Here is a 16,355-nt window from a genome sequence, read left to right as displayed (position 1 = left end):
GAGCTAAGAGAGATATGAGCAGCCTGCAGAGCGTTCCCGCCCTGGGTACGCACCCGACCGCCGGTTCGAACGCGAGCCGCGCCGAGACCCGTGAGCAGCTGGCGAAGGCCACGTACGACCTGCTGGTCATCGGCGGTGGAATCCTGGGCACCTCGGTGGCCTGGCACGCCGCGCAGTCGGGTCTGCGGGTCGCCATGGTGGACGCCGGCGACTTCGCCGGCGCCACCTCCTCGGCCTCCTCCAAGCTCGTCCACGGTGGCCTGCGCTACCTGCAGACCGGCGCGGTCAAGCTGGTCGCGGAGAACCACCACGAGCGCCGGGTGCTGGCCAAGGACGTGGCCCCGCACCTGGTCAACCCGCTCACCTTCTACCTGCCGGTCTACAAGGGCGGTCCGGTCGGTGCGGCCAAGCTGGGCGCGGGCGTCTTCGCCTACTCCGCCCTCTCGGCCTTCGGCGACGGCATGGGCAAGGTCATATCCCCGGCCCGTGCCGCCGCCGACAACCCCGGTCTGAAGACGGACAACCTCAAGGCCGTCGCCGTCTACTACGACCACCAGATGAACGACTCCCGCGTCGCCGTCATGACGGTCCGCGCGGCCGTCGAGTCCGGCGCGGTCGTCCTCAACCACGCCGAGGTCACCGGGCTGCGCAAGACGCGCGGCCGGGTCAGCGGCGCCGAGCTCAAGGACCGCCTGGACGGCACCGAGTTCGGGATCGACGCCCGCGTCGTGCTCAACGCCACCGGCCCGTGGGTGGACCACCTGCGGCGCATGGAGGACAAGCACTCGATGCCGTCGATCCGCCTGTCCAAGGGCGCGCACATCGTCATGAAGCGCAAGTCGCCGTGGAAGGCCGCCATGGCCACCCCGATCGACAAGTACCGCATCACCTTCGCCCTCCCGTGGGAGGACCAGCTGCTGCTCGGCACCACCGACGAGGTGTACGAGGGCGACCCGGCGGACGTGCGCGCCACCGAGGCCGACATCCAGCAGATCCTGGACGAGGCGGCCTTCTCGGTGAAGGACGCGGACCTCGACCGCTCGCTGATGACCTACGCCTTCGCGGGCCTGCGGGTGCTGCCCGGCGGCCCCGGCGGCGTGGAGAAGGCCAAGCGCGAGACGGTCGTCTCCGAGGGCGCCGGCGGCATGCTGTCGGTGGCCGGCGGCAAGTGGACGACGTACCGCCACATCGGTCGCGTGGTCATGGACAAGCTGGCCAAGCTCCCGGGCAGCCCGCTCACCGAGGACATGGAGCCGGTGAAGTCCCTCGTACGCCGGATCGCGCTGCCCGGTGTCGCCAACCCGAACGCGGTCGCGCACCGGCTGCTGGTGGACCGCGAGCCGGGCAGCCGGATGGACCCGCTGACCGCGCGCCACCTGGCCTCGCACTACGGTTCGCTGGCCTTCGACATCGCGCGCCTGGCGAACGAGGACCCGGCGCTGGCCGAGCGCATCCACCCGGACGGTCCGGAGATCTGGGCGCAGGTCGCCTACGCCCGTGACAACGAGTGGGCCGAGACGGTCGACGACGTGCTGCGCCGGCGCACGACCGTGACGATCCGCGGTCTGGACGACGCGGGCGTGCGCGCCCGGGTCGAGGAGATGCTGGCCCACAAGGCATAGCCGCGACGCAGGCGGGGAAGAGGGGCGGTTCCGGGGGGAACCGCCCCTCTGTCGTGGGCTGTGGCCGGTGTCCCCTCAAGGCTTAGGCTGACCCACGTACGCAAGGAACTTCGGAAGGAGACCTGGGTGATCGAGCTTGAGGGCGTGCCCGAGCTGATCGACCCGGTCATGGTGGCCGCGTTCGAGGGCTGGAACGACGCGGGTGACGCGGCCTCCGGTGCGGTCGCACACCTGGACCGGGAGTGGAAGGGCGAGGTGTTCGCGGCGCTCGACGCCGAGGACTACTACGACTTCCAGGTCAACCGGCCGACGGTGTGGCTGGACAACGGGGTACGGAAGATCACCTGGCCGACGACACGGCTCTCGGTGGTCCGGATCGGCGGCGCCAAGCCGCGGGACCTGGTGCTGGTCCGCGGGATCGAACCGTCCATGCGGTGGCGGTCGTTCTGCAACGAGATCCTCGGCTTCGCGCACGAGCTGGGCGTGGAGATGGTGGTCATCCTGGGGGCGCTGCTCGGTGACACCCCGCACACACGGCCGGTGCCGGTGAGCGGGGTCACCTCGGACGCGGACCTGGCGCGGACGATGGACCTGGAGGAGACCAAGTACGAGGGCCCGACCGGCATCGTCGGCATCCTCCAGGAGGCGTGTACGCACGCGGGCGTCCCGGCGGTGTCCCTGTGGGCGGCGGTGCCGCACTACGTGTCGCAGCCGCCGAACCCCAAGGCCACGCTGGCGCTGCTGAACCGGCTGGAGGACCTGATCGACATCCGGATCCCGCTGGGCGAACTCCCCGAGGACGCGCGGGCGTGGCAGCTGGGGGTGGACCAACTGGCCGCCGAGGACAGCGAGGTGGCGGAGTACGTCCAGACGCTGGAGGAGGCGCGGGACACGGCGGACCTGCCGGAGGCCTCGGGCGACGCGATCGCCCGGGAGTTCGAGCGGTACCTGCGGCGGCGCGACCCTTCCGCGACCGCGGGGGGCGAGCCGGGTGACGGGTCGTACCTGCGGGACACCTCCAGCGGCCTGACCCGCCCGCCGAAGCGCAAGCCGGACCCCTCCGGGGAGGATCCGCAGCCCCCGGCCGAGTCTCCGTCGGAGGAGGACACCCCGCCGGAGGTGTAGCCGGTCCGGGCGCTGCCCCGGACCCCGCGCCTCACACGCCGGCGGGGCTGGAGAATCCAGCCCCGCCGGCGTTTGAGGCGGTCTTTCAGGGGCGCCGCACGTTACAGGGCCACGCCCAGCAGGGCGTCGACCGTGCGGGAGATCAGGCCGGGGGCCGACTCGTCGTCGCCGTCCGAGGCGTTCTGCGCCTCGACCCAGCGGTCGACCGCCGCCAGTGCGGCGGGGGCGTCCAGGTCGTTCGACAGGGCCGCGCGGACCTCCTCGACGACCGCGTCGGCCGGCAGGCCGTCCGGGCGGGACACGGCCGCGCGCCAGCGCTCCAGGCGGGCCACCGCCTCGGCGAGGACCTCGTCCGTCCACTCCCAGTCGGCCCGGTAGTGGTGCGACAGGAGGGCCAGGCGGATCGCCGCCGGGTCCACGCCCGCGCGCCGCAGCGCGGACACGAAGACGAGGTTCCCCTTCGACTTCGACATCTTCTCGCCGTGCAGCGCCACCATGCCGGCGTGCACGTACGCCTTGGCCATCGGGAACTCGCCCGTCAGGACCTGCGCGTGCGAGGCGCCCATCTCGTGGTGCGGGAACGCCAGGTCCGACCCGCCGCCCTGGACGTCGAAGCCCATGCCCAGGTGGTCCAGGGCGATGGCCACGCACTCGATGTGCCAGCCCGGCCGGCCGCGGCCCAGCGAGCCGCCGTCCCAGCTCGGCTCGCCCGGGCGCGCGGCCATCCACAGCATCGGGTCCAGCGGGTTCTTCTTGCCCGGCCGGTCGGGGTCGCCGCCCCGCTCCGCCGAGAGCAGCCGCATCGCCTGCGCGTCGAGGTTCGAGACCCCGCCGAAGTGCGGGTCGGATTCGACCGAGAAGTAGACGTCGCCTTCGAGCTCGTACGCGGCGCCCGCGTCCCGCAGCCGCTCGACGAGCGGCACGATCCCGGGTATGGCCTCGACGGCTCCGATGTAGTGCTGCGGCGGCAGCATCCGCAGGGCCGTCATGTCCTCGCGGAAGAGCGCGGTCTCGCGCTCCGCCAGCTCGGTCCAGTCGTGGCCGTCCCGCAGCGCCCGCTCCAGCAGCGGGTCGTCCACGTCCGTGACGTTCTGGACGTAGTGGACCTGCCGCTTGGTGTCGAGCCACACGCGTTGCACGAGGTCGAACGCGTTGTAGGTCGCCGCGTGACCGATGTGGGTCGCGTCGTACGGGGTGATGCCGCAGACGTAGATACGGGCGACGGGACCGGGGTCGAGGGTGATCGTCCCCTGGGTCGCGGTGTCGTGGATCTTGAGGTCGCGGCCCTTGCCAGGAAGGGCGGGGACCTCAGAAGCGGGCCAGGCATGCATGCCACGAGCCTAACCGGACGGATGTTCCGGAAACGAACCGGACCTGCGGTGTTGTCTTGATCGGCACTCTTGCGGTCTGGCCGGATCTGTGCGTGTGGCCGGTGGCCGGTTCAGACCGGTGGCCAGGGGATCGACGGCCACTGCCCGGACGGCTCGGGGTGGGTGCCGGTGCGCAGCAGGTGCGCCACCCGGTCCCGTACGGCGGCCAGCTCGGCCGGTGTGATCAGTTCGGCCAGCCGGGTGGCGAGGGGGGCTCCCTCGGCCAGCTCGGCGGCCAGCCGGGCCAGTACCTCGCGCGCCTCGTCCGTCAGCGGCTCGCCGGCCCAGCCCCACAGCAGGGTGCGCAGCTTGTCCTCGGCGTGGAAGCTGACGCCGTGGTCGATGCCGTAGAGCCGCCCGTCGGGCGCGGTCAGCAGGTGGCCGCCCTTGCGGTCGCCGTTGTTGATCACGGCGTCGAGCACGGCGAGCCGGCGCAGGTCCGGGTGGTCGGCGTGCACGAGCAGGGCCGTGCGGCCCTCGGCGACCTCGGCGAGCGCGACGGGCTTCCAGCCCTCCCCCGCCTCCTCGCCGTCGACCAGGGCGAGCAGCGGGGGCGGCGCGGACGCCCCGCCGTCCTCCTGCGCCGCCTCGACCCACCACTGGACCATGCCTTCGCCGTAGGGGCCGTCACGCAGCACGGTGGGGGGTACCAGGCCCCATCCGGTGGCCTCGGAGACCAGGTAGGCGGCGACCTCGCGCCGGGCGAGGTTCCCGTCGGGGAAGTCCCACAGCGGCCGCTCCCCCTTGACCGGCTTGTACACGCAGTCGGCGCCGGCGCCCTCGTGCTCGACCCTGCACAGCAGGACGGCGTTGGACGCCTCGCGGATCCGGCCGACGACCGTCAGCTCGCCCTCGGCGAGCAGGTGCTCACGCTCCCCCGTGTCGGTCACGCCTGGCGCCGGTAGCCGTTCTGGCGCGGGCACACGTGTCCCTCCGGGTCCAGCGGCAGGCTGCACAGCGGGCACGGCGGGCGGCCGGCGTTGACCACGTCCAGGGCCCGCTTGGCGAAGGCCCGGGCCTGGGCGCCGGTGAGGCGGACCCGCAGCATCGGCGGGCCGTTCTCCTCGTCCTGGAGCATGCGCTCCTCCGCCTCGGCGAGGTCCTCGTCGGAGTCGGCGTCGAGTTCCACCAGGGCCTGGGCCTCGACGATCATCCGCTGTTCCTCGCCGTCCCAGGCGAGGGCCATGGTGCCGACGCGGAACTCCTCGTCGACGGGGACGTCGAGGGGCGCGGTGTCGGCTGCCTCGGCCGGGGCGACGGCCGGGACCGGGGCGTTGCCGCCCGTCCGCCGTACGACCTCGTCCAGCAGCTCGTCCATCCGCTCGGCCAGCGCCGCTACCTGGGTCTTCTCCAGGGAGACGCTGGTGACCCGGGGGCCCGCGGAGGCCTGCAGGAAGAACGTACGGCGTCCCGGAAGGCCGACCGTGCCGGCCACGAAGCGGTCCGGGGGGTCGTAGAGGAACACCTGACGGGGCACGTCCAGTCTCCAAGTCTCGGTGGCGGGGCAGCTCTGCGCCCGTGTGTGGGCCCGTCCACCCTACTGCGCCGTCCGATCATGCCGCGCCCGAGCCGCCGCCCACGACGGCGTTCCCGGCGGCTTCGGCGTCTTTGTCCGATGCGACGGCCTCCGGCGCGGCCGGGCGCACCACGAGCGAGCCGAAGTCCCCGGTGTCGCCCAGGCGGAACACGAACGGCCGCGTGGGCGTGTAGCGGACGGCGGTCACCGAGCAGGGGTCGACATGGATCCGCTGGAAGAGGTCCAGGTGCATGCCCAGGGCGTCCGCGACGAGGGACTTGATGATGTCGCCGTGCGAGCACATCAGGAAGACCGCCTCGCTCCCGTGCGTCTCCTCGACGCGCGCGTTCCACTCCCGTACGGCTTCGACGGCGCGCGCCTGCATGGCGCGCATCGACTCCCCGCCGGGGAAGGCGGCCGCCGACGGGTGCTGCTGGACGATCTTCATCAGCGGCTCGTCGGAGAGTTCGGCGAGTTTGCGGCCCGACCAGTCGCCGTAGTGGCACTCGCCGATCCGCTCGTCGGTGTGCAGCTCCAGCTCCGGCCTGGCGGCCAGCAGGGGCGCGAGGGTCTCCCGGCAGCGTTGCAGCGGGCTGGTGACGGCGGCGGCGAGCGGCACCCCGGCCAGCCGTCCGGGCAGCGCGGCGGCCTGTTCGGCGCCGCGCTCGTCGAGGGCCACTCCCGGGGTCCATCCGGCGAGCAGCCCAGCGGTGTTGGCGGTGGACCGCCCGTGTCGTACGAGGATCAGCGTGGCCATGGACCAGAGCCTAGTGCGGTGGCCGTGAAGAGCGTCGCGCGGTGTCACGTGCGTGCGGGGGCCGTGGCAGGGAAGAATGCGCCGCGTGATTGTCGACTGCGCGATTTACCGGGACGGCCGCCGTACCGAGGGACCGGAGGACTTCTCCGACGCCCTCGACGAGGCGAGGGCGACCGGTGACGCCTTCATCTGGGTCGGCATGCACGAGCCCTCGTCCGAGGAGTTCGACCACGTCCGCCGGGAGTTCGGTCTGCACCCGCTGGCGGTGGAGGACGCGCTGACCGCCCACCAGCGCCCGAAGCTGGAGGTGTACGACGATTCGCTGTTCGTCGTGCTCAAGCCGGTGCTCTACGACGAGGCTGCCGACCGGGTGAGCGCGGGCGAGCTGATGGTCTTCATAGGCGACTCGTTCGTCGTCACCGTCCGGCACGGCGAGGGGGCCCCGCTGGCCGCCGTGCGCCACCGGCTGGAGCAGGAGCCACAGGTGCTGCGGCACGGCCCGACGGCGGTGCTGTACGCGGTCTGCGACGCGGTGGTGGACCACTACATCGAGGTGGCGGCCGAGCTCCAGGCCGATCTGGAGGAGCTGGAGGCCGAGGTCTTCGCCCCGAACGCCTCGGACACCAAGAACACCGCCGCCCGGATCTACGCGTTCAAGCGCCAGGTGCTGGAGTTCCGCAGGGCGACGAGCCCGCTGCTCCAGCCGATGGACCGGCTCGCCTTCGGGCAGGTGCCCTTCGTCCACGGACACGCCCAGCCGTTCTTCCGCGACGTCGCCGATCACCTGACCAAGGCGAACGAGTACATCGAGGGGCTGGACCGGCTGCTGTCGGACGCCCTGTCCGCGCACCTCGCGCAGATGGGCGTCCGGCAGAACGACGACATGCGCAAGATCTCGGCCTGGGCGGCGATGGCGGCCGTCCCCACCATGGTGGCGGGGATCTACGGGATGAACTTCGACCACATGCCGGAGCTCCGGCACCCCTGGGGCTATCCCGCGGTGCTGGTGGTCATGGTGGCGGCCTGTCTGGGCCTGCACCGGCTGTTCAAGCGCCGGGGCTGGCTCTAGGGGTGCCCGGTGGGGGCTACGCGAATTCGGGCGAGGTGACCGGTGCGCCGCCCAGGGCGTCACGGCGCTCCGGCATCCGCAGGTTCACCATCCGGTGCCAGCCGCTGAAGCGCTCGTAGGCGTACATCGCGCGGATGCCCGCGGCGAGCAGGGCCGCCTTCGGTGCGGGCCAGTGCAGCAGCCGCCCCATGTGGTCCATGACGGCGAGGCTGACGTCGCGGTAGACGGCGATCTCGGTGAGCGCGCTCTCGCGGAGGACCCGCTGGATGGTCCGGCCGTGGCCCGCGCGGGCCAGCCGCAGCAGCTCCTCGTGGCAGTAGGAGAGGTGGTTGTCCTCGTCGTTGCTGATCATGTGGATGGCCTTGCCCACCTCGGGATGGTCGCCGAAGTAGGTGACCAGCATGTCCATCTGGTCGGCGGCGCGCTGCTCGGTGACCCGGCTGTGCGCGAGGTAGACGACGATGTCCTCCTCGGTCAGCGCTTCCTGACGGCGCAGTTTGTCGTGCGCGAGCCCGATGCCGCGGCGTTCCAGCAGCATCGTGTAGTCGGTCTCGGGCGGTACCGGGACGGGCGGCAGGCCGCGCTTGCGCAGGAGGGCGTTGAAGATCCGGCCGTGCTTGTCCTCGTCGGCGCCGTGCCGGATGATCTTGGGGGCGAGGTAGCGCATGCCGTCGGGCACGAGGGCCGCGATACGGGCGTTCTCCCAGCCGCCCTGGGTCTCGCCGCTGGCGGCGATGGAGCAGAACAGCTGGAAGGAGTCGTCGTTGTCGACGATCTCCTGGAACAGGCTGCGGGCAGAGAGCATGCAACGAGTCAAACGCCGCTCACCGGGGCGGGCAACCGATAGGTCGCACTACTCGTCCGAATGAACGAAACGAGGCGATGGCCCACGGCGCGTAACCCCGCGGGCGCCCCGCGCGTTGTTGGCTGTGTCGGCCGTGGCGGGGAAGACCCCCCGAGCCCCCACCACGGCCGCAGACCTCTTCTCCCCACCGCGTGCGCTCAGGCGAGACCGGCCAGCTCCATGGCCTCGGTGCCGGCACGCAGGGCGGCGATCCGCTCGTCCAGGGTGAATCCGGCGGGGGCCAGTGTCAGGGTGGTGACCCCGGCTTCCGCGTAGGCCCGCATGCCGTCCGCGATCCGCGCGACCGGGCCGAGCAGCGTGGTCGAGTCGATCAGCGAGTGGGGGACGGCCTCGGCGGCGCCCGCCTTGTCCCCGGCCAGGTACTTGTCCTGGATCTCGGCCGCTTCCTTCTCGTAGCCCATGCGCTGGGCCAGCTGGTTGTAGAAGTTCTGCTTCCGGCTGCCCATGCCGCCCACGTACAGGGCGGTGTACGGGCGGAACATGTCCGCGAGCGCGTTCACGTCCTCGCCGAGGGCCAGCGGCACGGTCGGGCAGACGTCGAAGCCGTCCATGCTCAGCCCGGCCTTCTCGCGGCCCGCCCGGATGTGGGTGAGCGCGGTGGCCTCCAGGTGCTCGGCGGCCGGGAAGATCAGCAGCGCGCCGTCGGCGATCTCGCCGGTCTGCTCCAGGTTCTTGGGCCCCATGGCGGCGATGTAGAGGGGGATGTGCTCGCGCTCGGGGTGGACGGTCAGCTTGAGCGGCTTGCCCGGGCCGCCCGGCAGCGGCAGGGTCCAGTGCTCGCCCTCGTAGGAGAGGCGCTCGCGGCTCATCGCCTTGCGGACGATCTCCACGTACTCCCGGGTCCGGGCGAGCGGCTTGTCGAACTTGACGCCGTACCAGCCTTCCGACACCTGGGGGCCGGAGACGCCGAGGCCGAGCCGGAAGCGGCCCTTGGTCAGGGAGTCGAGGGTGGCCGCGGTCATGGCGGTCATCGCGGGCTGACGGGCCGGGATCTGGAGGATCGCCGAGCCGACGTCGATGCGCTCGGTCTGGGCGGCGACCCAGGCCAGCACGGTCGGGGCGTCGGAGCCGTAGGCCTCGGCGGCCCAGCAGACGTCGTAGCCGAGACGGTCGGCCTCCTGGGCGACGGCGAGGTTGTCGGCGTCCATGCCCGCACCCCAGTAACCGAGATTGATGCCGAGCCGCATGTGTCGTCCCCTTACCGGTTTACCGATCAGTAACGTGAGTCTGCGGGGACTGTAGCGCGCCAGGGACCTCCGCGTCAGCGCCCCAGTAGTCTCAGCCCTCATGGAGCAGAGGCATCTCGGCCGCACCGGACTGCGCGTCTCCCGGATCGGCCTCGGCACCCTCACCTGGGGCCGTGACACCGGCGAGGAAGCCGCCGCCGAACAGGTGAAGACCTTCTGGGAGGCGGGCGGCACGCTCGTCGACACCGCCGACGTCTACGGGGGCGGTGAGGCGGAGTACCTCCTCGGGCGGCTGATGGACGGGCTCGTCCCGCGCCGGGACCTGGTGATCGCGACCAAGGCGGGCAGCGTCCCGGACCCGGACCGGCGGTTCGACGGCTCGCGCGGACATCTGCTCGCCGCCCTCGACGCCTCGCTGGACCGGCTGGGCACCGACCACGTCGACCTCTGGCAGGTGCACGCCTTCGACCCGTCGACCCCGCTGGAGGAGACCCTGCAGGCGCTGGACCTGGCCGTCAGCAGCGGCCGGGCCCGGTACGCCGGGGTGGCGGGCTTCTGTGGCTGGCAGCTGGCGAAGGCGGCGACCTGGCAGCTCGCGGCGCCCGGCGTACGGACCCGGCTGGCCTCGACGCAGATGGAGTACTCGCTGCTCCAGCGGGGCGTGGAACGGGAGGTGCTGCCGGCCGCGCTGGACCTCGGGATCGGGCTGCTGCCCTCCTCCCCGCTGGGCCGCGGGGTGCTGACGGGCAAGTACCGGGACGGCACCCCGGCGGACTCCCGGGGCGCCTCGGAGTCCCTGGCCGCCCTCGTGGACCCCTACCTCGACGAGGCGGCGGGCCGGATCGTCGACGCGGTGGCGACCGCCGCCCAGGGCTTGGCCGTGACCCCGCTCCAGGTGGCCCTGGCGTGGATCCGGGACCGGCCCGGCGTGGTCGCCCCGATCGTCGGCGCGCGGACGTCCGACCAGCTCGCGGCGGCGTTGTCGGTGGAGGCGCTTAGTCTTCCCGAGGAGATCTGCCGGGCGCTGGACGATGTTTCGGCCCCGGTGCACCGCTATCCCGATCAGGACTGGAGCACGCTGTGAGTACGGACCGCCACGCCGTCGCCGCGGACGATGCGGAGGCAGGGGCCGCCGAGCCCGCCGCCGCGCAGGCCCCGGCGGCCGGGCCCGGCGAGGCCGAAGCCCCCGCTCCCGCCCCCGCTGCCGGGGAGGCAGGGGAAACGGACGGAGCCGGGGACGGGGAGTCGGGGGCCGAAGGCTCCGCCGAGCCCGACGCGGCCGGCGAACCCGACGCGGCGGCCGGGCCGGATGCGGCCGCCGAGGCCGCCGAGCCCGGCGCGGCGGCTCCCGCGCTCAGCGAGGCCCAGGCCGAACTGGCCGCGCAGAAGGTCGAGCGGGAGCGGATCGCCCGGCGCAAGGCCGAGCGCGAGGCGCCCGTCGAGGCCGGGGCCAAGCTCAGCGGGAAGGCCGCCGACCTGCTGGCCGCCGTACGGGCCGTGGAGAGCGGGGCGAAGCCGCCCGCCGTGTACTTCGACGAGGCCCCGGCCTCCCCGCGCCGGGCGGCGCCCGCTCCCGCGCAGCCCCAGCGGCCCGCCCCCGCGCCGCCGGCGCCGGCGCCCGCCGTCGCGGACGTCGGCGCCGTCCGCGAGGTGCTGGCCCGGGGCGGCGCCCCGGAGGCCCTGGCCGGGGCCGCCGCGGCGGCCCTCGGCGAGGGCGCGGCCGAACAGCTCTCCGAGAACCCCTGGCGGCTGCTGGCGCTCCCCGCCGTGCGCCCTGCCCAGGCGGACGGTTTCGCCCGGGCCCTGCTGGGTCCGGGGGCCGGTCCCGGTGACGAACGGCGCACGACGGCCCTGGTGGGCTGGCTGCTGGCCCAGGCCGGGCTCAAGGGGCACACGGCCCTGGAGGCCCCGGTCCTGCAGAAGGCGCTGGCCCAGTACGGCGTACCGGATCCGGTCGAGGCGCTGGAGCAGGCCATCGCCGAGGGCTCGGTGCTGGTCTTCCACGAACCGCTCGGACCGCCCGTCGCGCAGGACGAGGAACAGCCCGTGAGGATCCTCGTGGGCCTGGAGGGCGCCGCGATGGCCGAGGAGAGCCTGGCCGACGGCCTGGCCCGGCTCGCCACCACCTTCGAGGGCCCGGCGGACTGGGACGAGGCCGCCACGGGCGCGGGCGCCGAGCTGATCCGCGCCGCCGCGGGCCACGGCCTGGTCACCCACACCGGCGGCGAGGCGGCCCGCGCCGAGCCGCTCGCGCTGGCCGCGGCCGCCCGGGAGCTGGGCCTGCGCGTCTGCGTGGCCGGCCACGCGCCGCGCGAGGGCGCGGTGACCGTGGCGGGGCTGCTGGCCGGGGCCGAGGGGCCCGGGCGGGACGCGGACGGGCAGTTCGAGCTGGACCTGCTCGTGGTGCTGGACGCCCCGCAGCTGGACGTGGAGAGCGCGGCGGCCCTCGTCGAGTCCGTCCCGGACGGGGCCCGGCTGGTGCTCTCCGGGGACCCGGCCGTGCTCGGGTCCGCGGGGGCCGGCCGGGTGTTCGCCGATGTGCTGGCGGCCCGCACCTGCCCCCAGGTGGTGTCCCGCACCCCCGATCCGGGTCCCCTCGGGGAGCTCGTCTCCGGAGTGGGGATCGGGGAGTTGAACCAGGTCGACGCCCCGGGCAAGGAGGTCGTCATCGTCCCGGTGCAGGACGCCGGGGAGGCCGTGCACCGGGCCGTGCAGCTGGTGGCCGAGTCCGTTCCGCGGGCTTTCCAGATCCCGGCGGACGGCGTGCAGGTGATCACCCCGGGCCACGGCGGCTCCGCGGGGACCCGCGCGCTGAACGCCGCCCTGAAGGAGCGGCTGAACCCCGGTCCCGGCCGGTTCGGCGGCTTCGACCCCGGCGACCGGGTCGTCCACGTGCCGTCCCCCGGGCGGGCGCTGGCGGCCCGGGTGGTGTCGGCCGACGCGCAGGGGCTGCACCTGGACCGCGCGGGCGCGCGGATCGTCGTACCGAAGGACCTGGTCGAGTCGCAGGTGCGCCACGGCTGGGCGGTGACGGCGCATCAGGCCGTGGGCCTGCGCTGGCCGGCGGTGGTCGTCGTCCTGCCGGGTGACGCCGCGCAGTCGCTGTCGCGGGACTGGGTCTACACCGCGTTCGGGCGGGCCGAGCGGCACCTGTCGGTGGTGCACGGCGTCGACCAGGCGCTGGCGCACGCGGTGGCGCAGGTGCCGGCGAAGCCGCGCACGACGCGGCTGACGGGCCTGCTGACGGCCCTGGCGGCGGCGGGCGGGCAGCCGGAGTAGGAGCGGGGGCGGCGCCGTGGCCCCGGCCCTGCGGGGCGGGGGCCACGGCGGCCGGCGCGTGATCAGGCCGTGGTTAGCCCCTGCTCCGCGGCGGTCTCGTCGTCGTCCTCCTCTTCGTCGTCGCCCTCGTCGAAGACGGAGCTGACGTCGAACCGGTGCAGGACGTCCTGCGGATCGACGTGCCCGAAGGGCGTGCTCAGCCACTCCCCCGGTTCCGCCACCTCCTCCGTGGCCGCGATCCAGAGGGTGGAATCGTGCTCCTCCAGCCCGAAGTCCTTGGAGCGGGCGGCGATCTCGTCGGGCTCGTACTCCCCGAACAGGACGCCCAGCGCGTCGGCGGTGCCGCCGTCGTGGACGAATTCGGCGTCCCGGTCGTGCGCGGCGACGCGCTCGGCCTGGGCGATCAGCCGCGGCGGTTCGACCACGGCGTAGTCGCGGCGGATGAGCACGCTGAAGGCGGCGGGCTCGGCGGGGCCGGTGTACGGGACACCGTCCTCCGGCGTGGGGATCTCGAAGGGGGTGACCTCGTCGTAGCGGTCGTAGAGGAGTTCGTCGTACTCCTCGGCCGCGGCGGCGAGTTCGTTGAAGGCGGCGTAGACGTCCGGGTCCTCGTCCCCGGTCCTGCGCTCGACCGCGGCGAGGTGACGGTCGAGCGCGGCCTTGACCGCCTCGGCGGCGGCGCGTACCTCGGCAACAGTGGGCAGAGCGGCATCAGACATAGGGGAGACGCTATCCGTAGCAGGGCTCTGCCCGCACAATAGATGCGATGCCGGAATACGAATTTGTCGACGTGTACGTGCCCCGCGGCGTTCCACGCAAGGAGGCGACCCGCCTGCTGACCGATCATGCCGAGTACGGGAACTGGGAGATCGACCGCCTGAGCCTGCACCGCGACGGCAGCCGCCGCGTGCGACTGCGCCGCCGGATCATCCGGCAGGTCCGCGCGACCTGGTGACGCGGGTCCCGGTGGGGGGCACCTCCCGGCGCCAGCCGGGGAAGGGACCCGCGTCGTGAGCGGCCGTCAGGCGGCGTTGCGGGCGCGCCGGTAGAGCACGGTGCCCGCCAGCAGCAGACCGCCGGCGAGCGGGAGACCGGCGGTCAGCACGTCACCGCTGCCGGTGGCGGCCAGGACCGGTGCACCGGTGGTGCCGGTGGCCGGTGCGGGGTGGGTGACCGGGGTGACGGAACCCGCCCCGGGGCCGATGGGCGTCCCGGGCGTGCCCGGAGTGCCCGTGCCCGGCGTGCCGGGGTGGTGCCCGCCGGGAGTGCCCGGGTGACCGGGAGTGGTCGGGTGCTGCGTGCCCGGCGTTCCGGGGTGACCGGGGTTGCCGGGGTGGTGCCCGCCGGGAGTGCCCGGGTGACCCGGAGTGGTCGGGTTCTCCGTGCCCGGGTGACCGGGGTTGCCGGGGTTGCCGGGGTTGCCGGGGTTGCCGGGGTTGCCGGGGTGGTCCGGACGCCCGGGCCGGGCCGGGCCGTTGGAACACTGGTTCCCGAAGGCCGGGTTGAGCAGCGCGATCACGTTGACCGTGTTCCCGCATACGTTCACCGGCGCTTCCACGGGCGCCTGCACGTTGTTCCCGGACAGCACGCCCGGAGAGTTCACGGCGTGTCCCGTGGCGGCGGAGTCCGCGTGTGCGTATCCCCCGCCCAGGGCCAGAACACCCCCCGCGGCGGCCATGGTGATCAGGGTCTTCCTCGTGGCCTGTGCCTGTCGTCGCATCTGTACTCGTCCCCTGGTGTGTACGTTTCGGCCAGGCTCCCCCGCCTGCTGCGCCGAAGATGAGATTCCGTGCCGGAAAGCCCGGCGGCCCCGGAACGCTGGAATGCGTTCCGGGGCCAGGTCTTCAGACGCGTCAGGCGTTGACGCAGGTGTTGCCGAAGGCCGGGTTCAGCAGCGCGATGACGTTCACCGTGTTGCCGCAGACGTTCACGGGGATGTGAACCGGAACCTGGACGACGTTGCCGGACAGGACACCGGGGGAGCCGATGGCCGCACCCTGGGCACCCGCGTCGGCGACAGCCAGGCCCGCACCCGCGAGAACCAGACCACCGGTGGCAGCCGCAGCAGCAGCAACCTTCTTGAGCATTGTTCCTCCTAGTAGGCAAGTGCGGTCCCAGCCGCGGACCGCACCACCTGTAACGAGGAGGGATCACCGGGGCTACGAGCGTATGAGTGCATTCACTCTTCTCAGTGGAATGCGCACACCTTCGCGATTCTCAGGCGTTGTCGATGAAGCGGTCGAGCACCCGCGCGCCGAACTTCAGCCCTTCCACGGGCACGCGCTCGTCCACGCCGTGGAACATCCCGGCGAAGTCCAGCTCCGGCGGCAGCTGGAGCGGCGCGAAGCCGAAGCAGCGGATGCCGAGGTCGTCGAAGGACTTGGCGTCCGTGCCGCCGGAGAGCATGTACGGGACCGCGCGCGCGATCGGGTCCTCGGCCCTCAGGGCGCTCTGCATGGCGTCCACGAGCCGGCCGTCGAAGTCCGTCTCCAGCGCCTTGTCGGCGTGCACGTCCTCGCGCTTCACGCGCGGGCCCAGGATGCGGTCCAGGTCGGCGAAGAACTCGTCCTCGTAGCCCGGCAGGAAGCGGCCGTCGACGTGGGCGGTCGCCTGGCCGGGGATGACGTTGACCTTGTAGCCGGCGCCGAGCATCGTCGGGGCGGCGGAGTTGCGCAGCGTCGCACCGACCATCTTGGCGATGCCGCCGAGCTTGGCGAGCGTGGCGTCCATGTCGTCGGGATCCAGCGGGGTCCCGAGCGCGTCCGAGAGCTCGTCCAGGAAGTGGCGCACGGTCTTGGTGACCCGCACCGGCCACTGGTGGCGGCCGAGCCGCCCGACGGCCTCGCACAGCTCCGTGATGGCGTTGTCGTTGTTGGTCATGGAGCCGTGGCCCGCGGTGCCCTCCACCGTGAGCCGCATCCAGTGCATGCCCTTCTGGGCGGTCTCCACGAGGTAGAGCCGCAGGTTCTCGTTCACGGTGAAGGAGAAGCCGCCGACCTCGCCGATCGCCTCGGTGACGCCCTCGAACAGGCCCGGGTGCTTGTCGACGAGGTGCCGCGCCCCGTAGACGCCGCCCGCCTCCTCGTCCGCGAGGAAGGCCAGCACGATGTCGCGCGGGGGCTTGCGCCCGCTGCGCATCCGGTCGCGCACGACGGCGAGCGTCATCGCGTCCATGTCCTTCATGTCGACCGCGCCGCGGCCCCACACGCAGCCGTCGGCGATCTCGCCCGCGAAGGGGTCGTAGGTCCAGTCGGCGGCGTTGGCCGGGACCACGTCGGTGTGCCCGTGGATCAGCAGGGCGGGCCGCGAGGGGTCCTCCCCCTCGATCCGCGCCACGGTCGAGGCGCGCCCCTTGTGCGATTCGAAGATCTGCGGCTCCAGCCCGACCTCGGCGAGCTTCTCGGCGACCCACTCCGCCGCCTTGCGCTCTCCGGGGCCCGAGTGGTCTCCGTAATTGCTGGTGTCGATCCGGATGAGGTCCCGGCAGAGGTCGACGACCTCGTCCTCACCGGAGACGGTCCTGCCCGCGCTCGACTCGCTCACGCTGCTTCCTCCCACTGATCGG

At 73.0% G+C, this 16,355-nt stretch carries 16 protein-coding genes; 6 read left to right on the top strand and 10 right to left on the bottom strand.

The window, feature by feature from the left end:
• Window positions 1–14: 14 nt before the first annotated feature.
• On the top strand, window positions 15–1,622 hold the full coding sequence (locus ACF059_RS22350) for an FAD-dependent oxidoreductase (RefSeq protein WP_392059857.1): 1,608 nt from the start codon (window positions 15–17) through the stop codon (window positions 1,620–1,622).
• A gap of 126 nt (window positions 1,623–1,748) precedes the next feature.
• Window positions 1,749–2,747 (top strand): PAC2 family protein, encoded by a 999-nt coding sequence (locus ACF059_RS22345; protein WP_392059853.1) that lies wholly within the window; start codon window positions 1,749–1,751, stop codon window positions 2,745–2,747.
• A gap of 101 nt (window positions 2,748–2,848) precedes the next feature.
• Here ACF059_RS22345 and mshC read toward each other — a convergent pair whose 3' ends face one another.
• The 4 genes from mshC to ACF059_RS22325 form a co-directional block, all read right to left on the bottom strand.
• On the bottom strand, window positions 2,849–4,078 hold the full coding sequence (gene mshC / locus ACF059_RS22340; RefSeq protein WP_361950240.1) for a cysteine--1-D-myo-inosityl 2-amino-2-deoxy-alpha-D-glucopyranoside ligase: 1,230 nt from the start codon (window positions 4,076–4,078) through the stop codon (window positions 2,849–2,851).
• Between the two features lie 110 nt (window positions 4,079–4,188).
• Complete coding sequence (locus tag ACF059_RS22335; protein ID WP_392059850.1) at window positions 4,189–5,040, bottom strand: SCO1664 family protein; 852 nt, start codon at window positions 5,038–5,040, stop codon at window positions 4,189–4,191.
• A complete protein-coding gene (locus ACF059_RS22330) occupies window positions 5,004–5,594 on the bottom strand; it encodes a DUF3090 domain-containing protein (RefSeq protein ID WP_360887657.1) in 591 nt (196 codons plus the stop codon). Before ACF059_RS22330 ends, ACF059_RS22335 begins: the two co-directional genes overlap by 37 nt.
• A gap of 76 nt (window positions 5,595–5,670) precedes the next feature.
• A complete protein-coding gene (locus ACF059_RS22325) occupies window positions 5,671–6,390 on the bottom strand; it encodes a histidine phosphatase family protein (RefSeq protein WP_392059847.1) in 720 nt (239 codons plus the stop codon).
• 76 nt (window positions 6,391–6,466) lie between these two features.
• Here ACF059_RS22325 and corA point away from each other — a divergent pair, with 76 nt between their 5' ends.
• On the top strand, window positions 6,467–7,459 hold the full coding sequence (gene corA / locus ACF059_RS22320; protein ID WP_392059844.1) for a magnesium/cobalt transporter CorA: 993 nt from the start codon (window positions 6,467–6,469) through the stop codon (window positions 7,457–7,459).
• Window positions 7,460–7,475: 16 nt separating this feature from the next.
• On the opposite strand, the gene ACF059_RS22315 is transcribed toward corA, so the two are convergent.
• Together ACF059_RS22315 and ACF059_RS22310 are read right to left on the bottom strand one after the other, a co-directional pair.
• Complete coding sequence (locus ACF059_RS22315; RefSeq protein WP_366867221.1) at window positions 7,476–8,264, bottom strand: ferritin-like domain-containing protein; 789 nt, start codon at window positions 8,262–8,264, stop codon at window positions 7,476–7,478.
• A 197-nt stretch (window positions 8,265–8,461) separates the two neighbouring features.
• Complete coding sequence (locus tag ACF059_RS22310) at window positions 8,462–9,511, bottom strand: LLM class F420-dependent oxidoreductase (RefSeq protein WP_392059841.1); 1,050 nt, start codon at window positions 9,509–9,511, stop codon at window positions 8,462–8,464.
• Window positions 9,512–9,611: 100 nt separating this feature from the next.
• On the opposite strand from ACF059_RS22310, the gene ACF059_RS22305 reads away from it, so the two are divergent.
• Both ACF059_RS22305 and ACF059_RS22300 read left to right on the top strand, forming a co-directional pair.
• Window positions 9,612–10,595, top strand: coding sequence for an aldo/keto reductase (locus ACF059_RS22305; protein WP_366867223.1), 984 nt, complete (start codon window positions 9,612–9,614; stop codon window positions 10,593–10,595).
• Window positions 10,592–12,790 carry an ATP-binding domain-containing protein gene (locus ACF059_RS22300; protein WP_392059838.1) on the top strand — a complete coding sequence of 733 codons (2,199 nt, stop codon included), beginning with the start codon at window positions 10,592–10,594 and terminating at the stop codon, window positions 12,788–12,790. Before ACF059_RS22305 ends, ACF059_RS22300 begins: the two co-directional genes overlap by 4 nt.
• Before the next feature lie 62 nt (window positions 12,791–12,852).
• Here the strand turns inward: ACF059_RS22300 and ACF059_RS22295 are convergent, their stop codons facing one another.
• Window positions 12,853–13,509: a hypothetical protein gene (locus ACF059_RS22295; RefSeq protein WP_392059835.1), complete on the bottom strand. Its 657-nt coding sequence runs from the start codon at window positions 13,507–13,509 to the stop codon at window positions 12,853–12,855.
• Window positions 13,510–13,556: 47 nt separating this feature from the next.
• Here ACF059_RS22295 and ACF059_RS22290 point away from each other — a divergent pair, with 47 nt between their 5' ends.
• The gene (locus ACF059_RS22290) at window positions 13,557–13,745 is read left to right on the top strand and encodes a DUF5703 family protein (protein ID WP_030037337.1); all 189 of its coding nucleotides are present in this window, start codon (window positions 13,557–13,559) and stop codon (window positions 13,743–13,745) included.
• Window positions 13,746–13,811: 66 nt separating this feature from the next.
• Here ACF059_RS22290 and ACF059_RS22285 read toward each other — a convergent pair whose 3' ends face one another.
• The 3 genes from ACF059_RS22285 to ACF059_RS22275 all read right to left on the bottom strand — a co-directional run bounded on the left by ACF059_RS22285 (window position 13,812) and on the right by ACF059_RS22275 (window position 16,333).
• On the bottom strand, window positions 13,812–14,510 hold the full coding sequence (locus ACF059_RS22285) for a chaplin (RefSeq protein WP_392059832.1): 699 nt from the start codon (window positions 14,508–14,510) through the stop codon (window positions 13,812–13,814).
• A gap of 133 nt (window positions 14,511–14,643) precedes the next feature.
• Window positions 14,644–14,877, bottom strand: a complete 234-nt coding sequence (gene chpH / locus ACF059_RS22280; protein WP_360887686.1) for a chaplin ChpH — start codon at window positions 14,875–14,877, stop codon at window positions 14,644–14,646.
• A gap of 130 nt (window positions 14,878–15,007) precedes the next feature.
• Window positions 15,008–16,333: a M20/M25/M40 family metallo-hydrolase gene (locus tag ACF059_RS22275; RefSeq protein WP_392059829.1), complete on the bottom strand. Its 1,326-nt coding sequence runs from the start codon at window positions 16,331–16,333 to the stop codon at window positions 15,008–15,010.
• Between the last annotated feature and the right edge of the window lie 22 nt (window positions 16,334–16,355).

Origin of the sequence: Streptomyces sp. NPDC016562, assembly GCF_043076955.1 — a bacterium.
In the GTDB taxonomy this organism is placed as follows: domain Bacteria; phylum Actinomycetota; class Actinomycetes; order Streptomycetales; family Streptomycetaceae; genus Streptomyces.
The sequence above is the reverse complement of the archived record's forward strand: the minus strand, read 5'-3'. Positions and strand labels throughout refer to the sequence as shown.